This window comes from Paenibacillus sp. TC-CSREp1 (assembly GCF_050171015.1).
GTDB lineage: Bacteria > Bacillota > Bacilli > Paenibacillales > Paenibacillaceae > Paenibacillus > Paenibacillus silvae.
Map to the genome: position 1 here is coordinate 20,631 of NZ_JBNOKM010000011.1, position 13,058 is coordinate 33,688.

Consider the following 13,058-nt stretch of genomic DNA (forward strand, 5'->3'; position numbering starts at 1 on the left):
TGAAAATTTTTTTGAAATGATGAATTTTGACGAAAAATATGAAGAAATCCACTCTATTTTTAACTAAAGAGTGGATTTTTTTCCTTTTATTATCATTTCCTGTTTAGATTCTGTTTATTGTTGTGTTCTAAACTAGGTCCAAAGATATAGGCACAAGAATCAAACATGAAATGAGAGGAGAGCGAAGCCTTGTTCAGAAAGATAGTAAGTTTTTTGTTGGTGGCGGTGATGTTGCTTCAGATTGTAAGCCCTGGAGGTGTGGTGAGCGCCAAATCTTACCCATTCGAACTTATAAACATGGAGAGACAAGGATATGATGATTCCAACCCGGGCGAAAAAATAGCTAATGTTCGTAATGTGCTCGAAGAAGGAGAACTGTTAGAACTGCCTGAAGGTTACTCAGCATTAAGCGAAGATCAAAAGAATGAGATTGCCAGAGGTATGATCATGCTGATTCCATCAGATGTGCAATATGAGAGTGATAATCACGCTGTATATGCATTTAAACTGATTTATAACGTCAGTGTAATACCCGGACAGTTTGAGATTGATGCATTAGGCGAGAAAATGGATCAGGTATACAGTTCGCTAGGGAAGTGGAATTCCTACTTCTCGGGTGTCGACAAATCGGAGTGGACACAATCTGCATCTCGTTATATGCAGCTGACAGGTGCGGATCGGACAATGTTTCTTGATAATATACTGTTCCACAATCTAGTTTTCAAGAATAGTGCTACGATCTACCATAATAGTCAGCTCGCAATGATGAATTACAAACTCGATGAGTATATAGAGATAAATAAAGCAACTGATATCAACAGTATGAATGGGGCGATCGACTCGCTTTTTGGAATATATATGATGTTCCTTCCACAAGTGGGGCAGACCGAAGGCGTTCGACCATTTGTGTTTAATATGGACAAGATGAATACGATTCAAAATGAAGAAACTAAAAATGCACTTGCTCAATGGATGCTTGATCATAAGGATGATGGTTATGAAACGGTATCCGACGTTCAAAAAGCATTTGATGCATTCTTTGAACCAGGGCTCACCAAGTATAACCAATTGAAGAAGGCAGCGGATCAAGGCAACGCGGAAGACTTCATCGAGGAAGCAATCGAATTGCTGAGCGATAAAAATTTCATAACTACACCTGATTTTGAACAGCTTTCAACAGAGGATCAGAAGGCAATCGTCATATATATGCTTAATTTAGATCCGCCGACGAGCGATGGATATGCAAATAAGGGACAAGTTCAGTTTTTAGTTCAGTCAGCACAAAAAGCATTGGAGTTTATTCGTGCATACGGTGGGCAAAATGCTATATCCTCATTGGATGCGCTGTATTTGAATCAGTTTGACCGTAAGCTTTATTTTGATTACCCTGCTGCTGAAAGCATGTTTTATAAAAATATTGAGACATACCTTCAATTTTCAAACATTGAAAAAGAAATGACAGCAGATATCTTGGGCCTGAGATCAAAAAGAAATAATGCTGTGAAGGGAGTACTGTCTTATATCGATAGCGCGGTACAGGATACTCCTTCAATTAACAGTACAGGACAGTCGACCGATGAAATGATGTTCGTGCTAGAAAAGCTGCAGGACCTTCAGGAGAAGGTAGAAGAACATAATGCAAATTCATCACAAGAATCAATTAACAACTTTCCTCTTGATGTGAGTAAAATAAACGAATTAGAGACAAATGAAGATTGGCAGAAACTTGCCAATCATATGATAGCGGAACGTCCATCTGGAGGATACGCAACATTTGTTCAAATCCAGGCTGCTTTTGACAAATTCTTCACAGATGATAACGGTACAGATGCTTTGTCTGTCTTGAATGCTGCGAAGAAAAGTGGAAGTACAGAAGCTATGCGTATAGCAATGGAAAATCCTGATCTGGGCATTGCTTTCCCTGAAGGGTATGGTGCGGTATCCATGCAGGTTAGAAAATTCATTGCAGACTTCCTGATCAAGAACGTAAAGAACGATTTTGATAACAAAGGTCAGGTTCAATATATGATTGAACTCGGTTACCTGGCCCAGTCCGTATGGGAGCAAAAACAATTAAGTACGCTGAAAGCCAAGCTTGATCTTCTGGCTCAGAAGTTGGTAGATGGTACTCATCATTTTAATGATCAACAGACATACGGACTCCGCAGCATTGGTGAAAAGTATCTGGAGCGCAGTAAAGTAGATAAAGGTGTGTTTGCTTACAACTATCTGCATGCAATTGCCTTTGAAGGACTGGAAGGGGAGTTTGCAGGAGATATTGTAAATCCGGATATTGTGCTTGGCCTTTTCTCGATGCCTTATACTTCCTTCGGAGAGTCTAACTCTACGCCTCTAATGAATCAATGGCTGGATAAAGCGATGAATGATCAGCTTGAGGGTGAAGTTTTCTTTAACAAATATAAATTTGATCGTACAGGTGCCCTCGATCTATCCAAAAGAGTAGAGCTCAACCCTGAAGTACGGATGGAGTTAGCTGAGTGGGTGCTTAACGAACAAGACAGCTATGAGGATATTGGAAATCTGCAGTATGTAATCAATCGATTCTTTACCGCTCCCAAGATTCAAGGGGATGACATTAACAACAAAATTACTGGTTTGGATGACACGATGGAAATTTCCTTCGATGGAAAATTAAGCTGGATTGATCTTGCGTCCATTCAGAAACTGGATTTGAGTGGAGATAAGACAGTATGGGTCCGATATAAAGCGATCAGTGACCAGTTGCCAGGGCGTGCTGTGAAAATTGTCTTTACAGCTAATGGTGACAGCAGCAATGGTAATGGCTCCACACCTAACCCGGGCAACAACACTGGAGGTGGATCATCCACTTCTACACCAGTAACGTCAGCCCCTGCACCAACGACCAAGCAAGAGCAACTCGTGGTAGATGTGAATGGAGTTAACGGCACGAATCTGACCAAAACACCGATCACACGTACAACCGAAACCAACGGAACCGTTAAAGATCTGGTGAAAATGACAGATTCGATTGCCAAGCAATCGGTTGAAAAAGCGAAACAGCTGGGTACCGATACCGCACGTATCGTCATTCCAGATACGAAGGATGCCGTGTCGGAGACACGGGTTGAAATTCCTAAAACCGCTGTTAAAGAGCTGAGTGACGGCTCGCTCAAGCTGGAAATTTCAACACAAAATGTAGCCATTTCGATTCCGACCAAATCTATTGCCGGGTTCGATCAAGACTTGTATTTCCGCATCGTTCCGCTGAAAAAGGAATCCGAGCGCAAAGAAGTAGAGGATCGTGCGAAGAAAGAGCAAGTGATTCAGCAAGCAGCTCCAAACGCAAACGTACGGGTACTGGCTCGTCCAGTAGAGATTGAAACAAATATGCAGAGCCGTGAAGTGACACTGACTCTGCCGCTGGGGAACAGCCTGCCAACGGATGCAGCTGCACGTCAGCAAGCGTTGAATAACCTGGCTGTGTATATTGAACACAGCGACGGTACGAAAGAACTGGTACGAGGAAAACTGGTGAAGCTGGAAGATAGCAGTGAAGGGATTGAGTTCACTGTAACGAAGTTCAGTACATTTACACTAGTTTCTGTAGACGGACTAAATGCTGCTCAACCAGCAAACCATCCGTACATCCAAGGTTTCGGTGCAGACTTCCGTCCCGATGCGTTCGTGACACGTGCACAAATGGCGGCGATGCTCGCCCGCAATCTGTCGGTTGAAGCAGCAACAGCACCTGCAACAGCGGCAAGCTTTGAAGATGTGGTCGCAACACACTGGGCCGCGAACGAGATTGAGCAAGCGCAGGCTGCAGGTATTATGAATGGCCTGAGCAGCTCCGTGTTTGCACCGGAAGGTTCGATTACACGTGCACAGATGGCGACGATTGCGTACCGCTGGTTGCAGAAGCAAGAAGTTGATGCAGCGGCGACAACGGGAACGACCTCGGCAGCAACTCCAACTAGCACAAGCACTACTGCAAAAACGGCAAATGCAGCTTCCTTTACCGACGTACCTACTGATCTGTGGGCAGCAGAAGCGATTGCATACGTGCAATCTGCGGGGCTGATGACAGGCTACCAGGATGGCTCGTTCAAACCAGAAGGCAAGCTGACTCGTGCGGAAGCGGTTAAAGTGCTGAACGTATTGTTCAAGCGTTCACCGCTGACAGGAGCAGCAACACCATCCTTTAGCGATGTGCCTACCACACACTGGGCATATGCCGATATTGAAGCGGCGGCGCAGAAGTAAGAATGAACAGTAGCAAAGAACAAACAACCATTTCTGAATGAACAAAAGATCCAAGCACAAAAAGGCCGGGAATATGATCCCCGGCCTTTTTGGCTGTCCTGTACCGCATAGGGGTTCTACATAAAATCAAAGAAATATCGGAGGAAAAACAATGCCTGCGGCCATGGATGATGTAGCAACAGGCTATTTGGCGTACAATATGCGCAAGCGTTGCACATAACGTTGAAATTCCGTGATTTATATATGTGCAACAAGCGGGCAGTTTCTATGGCTTGTGGGTGCTGTTCAGATAGTCCAGATGTGCTTTACCCCAGCCGCATATGCTGTCCAATAATGTGCCGATGGTCTCACCATGTTCAGACAGGCAGTACTCCACTTTGGGTGGAACATCCCCGTAGAGTGTGCGTACGATGATCAGATCCTGCTCCAGTTCACGCAATTGCTTCGTTAACGTGCCTTGAGATACATCAGGAATCATGCGCCGTAGTTCACCAAATCGTTTGGTACCTTCTTTCAATAAAATAAATAATATGAGGGGTTTCCATTTCCCATTAATGGTCTCTAGTGTCGTTATGACACCTTCTAACCGTGGCTCTTGTAAATCCATAGTAATCACCTCGGTTTATCTGGTTATATTGTTCTATTTATTGTAACGGATTTTCTTCATTTCTGCTGAGTTCTCTACCCCAATAGTATGCAATTTCGTACTAGGTACGATGTAAGTGCGTACTGTTCAGCGCTTTTTATGTGTTCAATAATGAACAGTACGTGAACTCACTCGCGTATATAACCGAAGACAAGGGGAAGATAATAGATGAATCGCTATACACTGGAGAATAAACGGGTTGTTATCATTGGTGGAAGCTCAGGCATCGGACTGGCTACCGCAATCCAGGCAGCCGAGGCAGGCGCGTCAATCGTCATTGCAGGTAGATCGTCATCCAGGCTGGAGGCGGCACGAAACCAGATTGAGATGGTAAGAGGGGATAGAGACCGACGTGCAGTTGTCGAAACTTATGTGCTGGACAATCAGGATGAACAGCTGATCGAAACATTTTTTGCTCAAGTTGGTGCATTCGATCATCTGTTCACCCCGGGAGCGGCCTATACCCGAGGCCCGCTAACTTCGGATCGGGTGATAGCAGAAAGTTGCTTCAAGGGTAAATTTTGGCCTCAGTATTTTGCTGCAAAGTACGCTGTACCCTATCTCGCTTCCTCAGGTTCAATCACACTGATGTCTGGCGGGTTTAGCCAGCGTCCACTGGATGGAGGAGCTTCATATGCTGCTTGTAACGGAGCCATTGAGAGCTTGGGAAAAGCACTTGCCGTCGAGCTGGCTCCTGTCCGTGTTAACGTAGTCTCCCCAGGAACCATCTGGCGGGAAGGGCAGGAAGGAACACCGCGAGGCGATCATTTCAAAGATTATGAGAACATGTCCGTGCTCAAACGTGTGGGCTCCAATGAAGAAATTGCACATACCGTCACATATCTGATGACAAATACGTTCACGACCGGAAGTACGTTGTATGTAGACGGAGGGTATACTTTAATTTGATAGCGGTTATGTAAGTCTCGTGAGAGACCATGTTTAATGCCTTCTCCACTGCTTGTCTCTGGACCGATTCAGATGAGCATCCGGAGGGCTGCGAAGGGCTGCATGTGGAGATTTGTACGGATCAGTTGGTCGTGAAGGGCCGGGACCTTGCTGCCGGAGAATGGATCGAGGGTGCTGAGTATACGGTGCTCTATTCACAAATTTAAATATCGTTCCACGTGAAACGTCACGCAAATACGTCATGTCGCACAAAATTTGTAAATGGGTGTAGCTACGATTTATACTCAAATAGATACACATGTTTATTCCAAACGTTGGAAAAAACCATTTACTTATTACGGAGAGGATGTAGAAGACGCATGCGAGAACTTCAGGTTCAAACGAAATATGGTAAGGTTCAAGGCGAGCTTTTACAAGGTGCAAGTGTGTGGAAAGGCATTCCGTATGCCAAGCCGCCAGTAGGCGAGCTGCGTTTCCGGGCTCCGGTACAACCTGAGTCATGGGATGGAATTAAACAGGCGACCGAATTTGGTCCTGAGAACATACAGCCGCGTCACAATTCAGAGGGGATGTCTGAGCAGAAGCCGCCAGAGTCAGAGGATAGTCTGTATCTGAACATCTGGGCCCCTGAAAAAGAAAGCAGTCACCCCCTTCCCGTCATGGTCTGGATTCACGGAGGTTCATTTGTAACCGGCTCAGGCAGTCTGCCTGTATATGATGGCACCCAGCTGGCTGTTCGTGGCGATGTTATTGTGGTGACCATCAATTATCGTCTTGGACCACTCGGGTTCCTCCACATGGCTCCGCTGGGCGAGGGTTTTGTATCCAATGCAGGTCTGCTGGATCAGGTGGCAGCACTGCAGTGGGTGAAGGAGAACATCACTGCCTTCGGTGGTGACCCGAATCAGGTTACTGTGTTTGGCGAATCGGCAGGAAGTATGAGCATTGCTGCATTGATGGCGATGCCATCTGCCAAAGGGCTGTTCCAACGTGCGATTATGGAGAGTGGTGCATCGCAGTTCATGCCGGAAGAACAGGCGGTTGCCCTGCGAGAGGGCATGCTGAAGGTGCTGGGTGTAGACCGCAACAACCTGCAGAAGCTGAACAGTATACCGGTGGAGCAGATTATGGCGGCGGCAGAAACGGTAAAGCAGCAGAGCGGAGCAGGTATGGCCTTGTTATTCCAGCCTGTGCTGGATGGCGAGACACTGCCGCAAATCCCGCTTCAGGCTGTGAGCGAGGGCTCGGCTAAGGATATACCGATACTCATCGGAACAACACTGCATGAGGGATCGCTGTTTATTCAGCCGCATGTACCATACTCGAAGGAGATTGATATGGTGCAGGGGGTTGATTTCATGACACCTGATCTGGAGAATCGGGCTGCAATTGCGGACAGCTATCCGAAAACTGCGGATGGACAGGCTCAGGCTATGACCGATATGTTCTTCTGGCGCTCCGCGCTGCAGTATGCAGCTGCACAGCAGCAGCATGCGCCGGTGTGGATGTACCGCTTTGACTGGGTGATGCCGGAGCATCCGTTGTTACAGAGAGCTATTCACAGCATCGAGATCTTCTTTGTGTTTAACACGCTGGATGCCTTGAAATTCATGAAAGCCGAGCCGGATGAAGCTGCAAAGGCTCTTGCACTGAAGGTGCAGGACGCCTGGATTGCTTTTGCCAAGGCTGGCAAGCCTGTGGTTGCCGGAATTGAATGGCCTGAATATCGTCAAAATCGGGCCACACTTATCTTCAACCATGAGATTGAGGTCGTGCATGATCCTGAATCATCCAAGCGCGAACTGTTGGGTGTATAGATAAGTCATCTCTGATATATAATCAAAGATCCCTGGAATCTTTGTATGCAAAAATGACAGAATCACCTGGAGACTATCTGTTATGCCCGGATTTAGGAAAATCCTTTTTGCTAAGGGGAAAATCCGGGCATGAAGGCGAAGCTTATGCTTCCGTTGCCGCTTTCTTTCAGAAAGCTTTTAGCTCCGCCTATCCAGGTTTTTTCTGTTCTCTTCGTTATAGTGTAAAATGAATCGTTCAACTTAAATATCATCCCAAAATATAACACTTTACAATGCTAACGATTCCTACAAACCTTATTGGCCCTCAATTCAGGTTGTGCGAATTCTAACGATTCACAGGAAGCTTATTACAGCAAAAAGTTGGAAAAACAACCTCAAATAGCGCAAAATCAGCGATATAACGTCTCTGTGATTCGTTAGAATTATAATGCGCTCAAAAACACCTGATAAGCTCTCTACGATTCGTTAGAGATGAACTACATATCTATATATCTATATATCAAAGTCCGCAAACCGATCGACCTTCCCCCTACACATCACAGACCACGTACTCCGAACCACAGACCGCAGACCACACATCGCAGACCACGTACCCCGAACCACAGACCGCAGACCACGCACCACAGACCCAGTCCACACATCGCAGAACGCAGACCACGAACCACGTAACACAGTTCGCAGACCAAAAAGCCTTTGCAAGATGTTAAACGTCGGGCTTTACGGAGGTAAAAAGGTGATTTCTACCTGTTCCTTCTGTTCTTCCAGAAGGGGTTGAGGTAGTCGCATGATAATACGGGCATTATCCAGCACCATAACAATCTTTCCGGATCGTAAACTCTCAACTTCAGGCAATTTGGCTATACCCGCGATCGCGTAGCGTCCGTCACTCAAACTCATGTTTCATATATAAGCGACACCCCATATTCCATGCTTTCAAGAAATTGAAATCTTGGGATACAGCATCTCCAAACATCAAAGGCAGCCTCATGGATGATCCATGAAAGGCCGCCTTTTGGGGTCTGTGTGATGTCGTGTGGTATTGCATTCGTTCGATTGACCGCAGTGGAAGCAAGAGACATACTCTTGTTATTTCCGCGAGGCCCGGATACGAGAAACCTCATCGAAGTAGAAGGAACGTTTGCCGCCAGAGAACAACACCACGATCGCATGAATAAATAGCGTGAGGTATACGATCAGGTACAGGGCGCCGATGGCCAGAGAAATCCAGATGAGATAAGGCTGCAGCATATCCTCCCGATAGTTAGGGTAGGCATACTTGCTAACCAGTTGAATGATAGTTAACAGCAGCCACGGGGCATATATGGCAATAAATCGTTTCAACAGCGCAGGAAGTGTCGGTGTACCGCTCTGACGATCCACATAACGGAAGCGCAGAATAGCAGATCCCGGTGTATATCCGTTGCGAACCCAAGGGATGAAGAACAGAACAATAACCATTGCCGTTGACGTGTCTAATACCGTTTGAATGTCATTGGTTAATGTGAAAATGGACAAAAAATTGGTGATGACAACCACGACAATACCGTCGATCAGAAGCGCAAGCAACTGAGGAACAGGATATACACGATCTTGCTCAACAATCTGTTCACTTTTGGCCTGGATACTCGCTCTGGACGGAAACAGTGCCAGCAGCAGCGGAGCTGCAAAGAATCCGATCACTGCACCGGAGGTGTTCATCATCAGGTCATCCACATCGAACAGCCGGTAAGGACAGCTGTAGAATCCGTACAACCCGGTCAGTTGAGTTACCTCAAAAAATAAGGAAAGCCCGAACCCGGCTACCAGGGCGTGTTTCCAGAACGCTCTCTTTTGCCAGAAATACCGGATGTATACCCCCAGCGGCATGACAAGCAGGATGTTAAACATCACTTGCAGGAAGGCTCGGCCCCTGATCATGTTGATCCAGGTTGACGGCTGGGACCAGACAATGGGTGTTTCCCGCATAATGTCTTTGACGAACATAAATGGTGTCAGATTGTAATAGACCGTATCTGCGGCCTGCTGAGCACAGGTGTTTCGAGTCGTAGGAAGCGGCAGAATGACCAGACAGTAGGCAGCGAGCAGGTAGAAAACAAATGAAAAGCTAATGGCAAACCGTGACCAACTGAAGAAGCCGTCTTTGCGATAACCATAGATTAACCAAGGCACCAGCAGGAACATGGATGCAATGACAAAGATAATAAACGCAGTCTGAATGGGGAACACATAAGATGACATAAGCGGAAGCTCCTTTTGAGATAAGAGTAACGGTCAGGTGATACTATCATTTATATTTTAGCAGGATGACAGGCCAGCAAGAGATGCCGTACAAGGTGCGGTAGCAGCCTGTTATCATATGATTAAGGTGATAGTTTATTTATTAATCATAAGCGGGTTACCTTAAAGTGAAGGTTGATTTCTTTTAAATCTGGTTTAAATATGTACCTGAATATATCCTTCAATCCATACCTGACAGGGATGCAGTGATCCATGGTATGGAACATATCGTCGAAATTCTGTATACTTGCGAGATAGCTAAAATCAGAATGGAGAGTTTAATACATATGTCTAACTTGCCTAATTGTCCGAAATGTAATTCAGAGTACACGTATGAGGATGGCCTGCTGCTGATCTGCCCGGAATGCGCGCATGAGTGGTCACTGGAAGCTGAGGAGCAGGAGGAGAATGCCAAAGTGGTGCGCGATGCTAACGGAAATGTACTGAATGATGGTGACACGGTTACAGTCATTAAAGACCTTAAGGTCAAAGGCAGCTCGCTCGTCGTGAAACAAGGCACCAAGGTGAAAAATATTCGCCTGATTGACGGGGATCATGACATTGATTGCAAGATTGACAGTCTGGGTGCGATGAAGCTGAAGTCCGAATTTGTGAAAAAAATCTAAATGCCCATCTAAGCGTGATGCTTGTGATCGGCTGTATGCATCTTCATCCAGAAAGAGCGTTCTTCTCTACAGCATTGTAGAAATGAACGTTCTTTTTTTTTGGTAGGGAGACAGCAGGAATGAACCTTTGAAGCATCGGCTTTGTCTATAGATTTGAAAAGGCTGATGCAGAGAAAGGAGGGGATGGTATGAACGAAAAGGAACTGTTCGAGCTGTACAGCAGGGACGTGTACCGAACTTGTTATTACATGCTCCATCACGCTCAGGATGCAGAGGATGTCTGCCATGATGTGTTTATTACCGTGTTCCGTCAGGATTGGCGGAAGGTGGAGTATATGAAGACATGGTTGATGAAAATTACAGTGAATCACTGTCTTAATTTTCTGAAAAGAGAACGGACAACTAAGCAGCGGGAGAAAAAGCAATTTATGCTTACACCGCAGCGGACAGCTGAGCCGGTAGATACCATTGTTGAGCATGTAGAGGAAATGGAGCGCTGGCAGCAGTGGGTTCAGGAGCTGCCTGAGAAGATTCGCGCAGCCATGCTGCTGCGTTATATGAATGAATTAAGCCTGGCGGAGATTGCAGAGATTCTGGACATTCCGGTGGGTACAGTGAAATCAAGAATCTATAAGGGCCTTCGTTTGCTGAGAAAAAGATGGGAGAAGACCGGTAAGCATCATCAGAAAGGGGAGATGTACAATGAAGCATACGGAAAGTCAGTTATCTCATCATCTGAAAAATGATGCGGATATTCGCTATCCCGATTTTGATGCTATGTGGGAACAGATCCAGCGGGATCAGGAGAGATGTCCTGAACTTCACCTTTTGACAGGGCAAGGGAAGGGTTATAGGCATTTAAGATGGAAAAAGACGGTACTGATCGGAACAGCCGCGGTGGTTCTTATGGCAACGCCCGTATATGCAGCAGTTCATTATAACTGGTTTGACCTTATGGATCACCGGAGCGGCATTCAGTCTGCAATGCAGAACGGACTTGGGCAGAAGCTGAATCAGTCCGTGACAGTAAAAGGAGTAACCTTAACGCTGGATACAGCCTTTTCCGATGATAATCGTACGGTTATTCTGTATACCTTGAACCCTGGCTCGTACAAAGGGGATGACGTCAGATTTTCTTCGATCGGGCTGCGTGATGAGAGCGGCAAGGTGATTGAAGGCAGTTACTATCATGTTCTCGACCAGACGGATGGAGAATATAAAGGTTATTTTGAGACCGACTGGACACCTTCAGGAAACGAAGCGAATGTTGAATTTACAGTAGGCGGGATTCAGGTGTTAGCCCCTGCAGAGGAAAAAATCAGGCTGGATCTGTCTCAACAGCAGTCCCAGTTGTTTGATATCAACAAGGATGGCTTGGATAAACTCGCAGTAAATGTGTTCCATGAACAGGATCATAAAGTGATGCTATCCACCGCACTGACCTTTAGTCAGCCCGAGGTTCAAGAGTACGCTTATCCTTCTCTAAAGATTTACGATCAAAAAGGCCAGGTACTGGAAGAGGTTGCACCGAGTATCAGTGGTAAGCCTGGAGCACACGGTGAATATATATCAGAGCAGTTCTATAATCTGGAAAAGCTGAAGCAGCAAGCATCCTCGTATGTACTCGCTTATAGTAAAGAAGAAGGCAGCATGAACCAGCCACTGGATATCAGTATACGTCTGGATAAAACAGAGATGCTCAGCGGCACGAGTAAAAGAGTGCTTAACATCCCGCTGGACCCGCAATCGGATAGCGTCATGGTCAAGGAAGCCATCATCACACCTACACAAATCAGGGTCATTCTTGCGGATCAACAACCGTACAGGGAGCTCCCCTATTTGAAATACACACTGGATGTGAAGGGGACTCAGCTAGAGGGAGGAATCTGGCCTTCAGAGAATGACAAAGGTGAGACGGAGCTTCGGTTTGAAGTCAGTCCGGGGCTGAATATCCCTCCTGACACACCGATAACTCTTCGAGCCCACCATAAAGTGAATAAATTTGAGGGTGAATCGGAGCCGATTACGTTATCCGCCATTAGTGACAAACCACAGGTTTTGGATTCCAAGCTGGGCGGTTTCATCATCCACTGGACATATTATCGCAAGGACGGTGATTTGTATGTGGAGAGATATAGCGATGATGCTCGTTTTGGGGGAATAAATCAGACGTTTATGCTTGAGAAAGGTGAACGGAGTTACGGTATGTCAGCCAAGACACAGTTTGCCGGAGACGGGAACAATCAGGGCATTGACCGATATGAGAAGTACACTGCAGACACGGCAGTTGTATATCCTTATATGTACAGTATAGAAGAACCGGAACGTGAAGTGACTGTACCGCTGCTGGAAGAGAAGTGAAAATACGAGTCAGGATCAGGCTATCCGAAGAACAGTGATGTTGAGTCAATCCGAACCCATCAACCTTACTTTCAATGGCCTATAAGATCAATAAATGAGTAGCAATACAATGAGGAGTATGGGACCGGAAAGTGTCATTACTATAGAGGATGTCCTGTTTTGTACCCGTTGGACTAA

At 46.0% G+C, this 13,058-nt stretch carries 10 protein-coding genes; 7 read left to right on the forward strand and 3 right to left on the reverse strand.

Translation table 11 applies throughout. The features are described 5' to 3' along the window. The first annotated feature begins 189 nt into the window (after positions 1 to 189). On the forward strand, positions 190 to 4,245 hold the full coding sequence (locus ACQSGY_RS17710) for an S-layer homology domain-containing protein (protein WP_427179505.1): 4,056 nt from the start codon (positions 190 to 192) through the stop codon (positions 4,243 to 4,245). Positions 4,246 to 4,510: 265 nt separating this feature from the next. Here the strand turns inward: ACQSGY_RS17710 and ACQSGY_RS17715 are convergent, their stop codons facing one another. After that, positions 4,511 to 4,852, reverse strand: coding sequence for a winged helix-turn-helix transcriptional regulator (locus ACQSGY_RS17715; RefSeq protein WP_427179507.1), 342 nt, complete (start codon positions 4,850 to 4,852; stop codon positions 4,511 to 4,513). A gap of 207 nt (positions 4,853 to 5,059) precedes the next feature. On the opposite strand from ACQSGY_RS17715, the gene ACQSGY_RS17720 reads away from it, so the two are divergent. The 3 genes from ACQSGY_RS17720 to ACQSGY_RS17730 all read left to right on the forward strand — a co-directional run bounded on the left by ACQSGY_RS17720 (position 5,060) and on the right by ACQSGY_RS17730 (position 7,617). Then, positions 5,060 to 5,800: an SDR family oxidoreductase gene (locus ACQSGY_RS17720; protein ID WP_427179509.1), complete on the forward strand. Its 741-nt coding sequence runs from the start codon at positions 5,060 to 5,062 to the stop codon at positions 5,798 to 5,800. A 29-nt stretch (positions 5,801 to 5,829) separates the two neighbouring features. Continuing rightward, positions 5,830 to 6,006, forward strand: a complete 177-nt coding sequence (locus ACQSGY_RS17725) for a hypothetical protein (protein WP_427179511.1) — start codon at positions 5,830 to 5,832, stop codon at positions 6,004 to 6,006. A gap of 153 nt (positions 6,007 to 6,159) precedes the next feature. Beyond that, a complete protein-coding gene (locus tag ACQSGY_RS17730) occupies positions 6,160 to 7,617 on the forward strand; it encodes a carboxylesterase/lipase family protein (protein ID WP_427179513.1) in 1,458 nt (485 codons plus the stop codon). Positions 7,618 to 8,334: 717 nt separating this feature from the next. Here the strand turns inward: ACQSGY_RS17730 and ACQSGY_RS17735 are convergent. Both ACQSGY_RS17735 and ACQSGY_RS17740 read right to left on the reverse strand, forming a co-directional pair. Further along, positions 8,335 to 8,514: a hypothetical protein gene (locus ACQSGY_RS17735; protein WP_427179515.1), complete on the reverse strand. Its 180-nt coding sequence runs from the start codon at positions 8,512 to 8,514 to the stop codon at positions 8,335 to 8,337. A gap of 189 nt (positions 8,515 to 8,703) precedes the next feature. Then, positions 8,704 to 9,855: a VanZ family protein gene (locus ACQSGY_RS17740; protein WP_427179516.1), complete on the reverse strand. Its 1,152-nt coding sequence runs from the start codon at positions 9,853 to 9,855 to the stop codon at positions 8,704 to 8,706. 326 nt (positions 9,856 to 10,181) lie between these two features. Here ACQSGY_RS17740 and ACQSGY_RS17745 point away from each other — a divergent pair, with 326 nt between their 5' ends. The 3 genes from ACQSGY_RS17745 to ACQSGY_RS17755 all read left to right on the forward strand — a co-directional run bounded on the left by ACQSGY_RS17745 (position 10,182) and on the right by ACQSGY_RS17755 (position 12,881). Further along, on the forward strand, positions 10,182 to 10,520 hold the full coding sequence (locus tag ACQSGY_RS17745) for a zinc ribbon domain-containing protein YjdM (RefSeq protein WP_145404927.1): 339 nt from the start codon (positions 10,182 to 10,184) through the stop codon (positions 10,518 to 10,520). A gap of 188 nt (positions 10,521 to 10,708) precedes the next feature. Continuing rightward, positions 10,709 to 11,266 (forward strand): RNA polymerase sigma factor, encoded by a 558-nt coding sequence (locus ACQSGY_RS17750; RefSeq protein ID WP_427179517.1) that lies wholly within the window; start codon positions 10,709 to 10,711, stop codon positions 11,264 to 11,266. Continuing rightward, positions 11,223 to 12,881, forward strand: coding sequence for a DUF4179 domain-containing protein (locus ACQSGY_RS17755; RefSeq protein WP_427179519.1), 1,659 nt, complete (start codon positions 11,223 to 11,225; stop codon positions 12,879 to 12,881). The genes ACQSGY_RS17750 and ACQSGY_RS17755 overlap by 44 nt, the downstream gene beginning before the upstream one ends. Positions 12,882 to 13,058: the final 177 nt, after the last annotated feature.

Excerpts from the sequence above, each read along its gene's own strand:
- ACQSGY_RS17720 (WP_427179509.1), top strand. The coding sequence starts at position 5,060 with ATGAATCGCTATACACTGGAGAATAAACGGGTTGTTATCATTGGTGGA.
- ACQSGY_RS17745 (WP_145404927.1), top strand. The coding sequence starts at position 10,182 with ATGTCTAACTTGCCTAATTGTCCGAAATGTAATTCAGAGTACACGTAT.
- ACQSGY_RS17730 (WP_427179513.1), top strand. The coding sequence starts at position 6,160 with ATGCGAGAACTTCAGGTTCAAACGAAATATGGTAAGGTTCAAGGCGAG.
- ACQSGY_RS17740 (WP_427179516.1), bottom strand. The coding sequence starts at position 9,855 with ATGTCATCTTATGTGTTCCCCATTCAGACTGCGTTTATTATCTTTGTC.
- ACQSGY_RS17715 (WP_427179507.1), bottom strand. The coding sequence starts at position 4,852 with ATGGATTTACAAGAGCCACGGTTAGAAGGTGTCATAACGACACTAGAG.
- ACQSGY_RS17725 (WP_427179511.1), top strand. The coding sequence starts at position 5,830 with ATGTTTAATGCCTTCTCCACTGCTTGTCTCTGGACCGATTCAGATGAG.
- ACQSGY_RS17750 (WP_427179517.1), top strand. The coding sequence starts at position 10,709 with ATGAACGAAAAGGAACTGTTCGAGCTGTACAGCAGGGACGTGTACCGA.
- ACQSGY_RS17735 (WP_427179515.1), bottom strand. The coding sequence starts at position 8,514 with ATGAGTTTGAGTGACGGACGCTACGCGATCGCGGGTATAGCCAAATTG.
- ACQSGY_RS17755 (WP_427179519.1), top strand. The coding sequence starts at position 11,223 with ATGAAGCATACGGAAAGTCAGTTATCTCATCATCTGAAAAATGATGCG.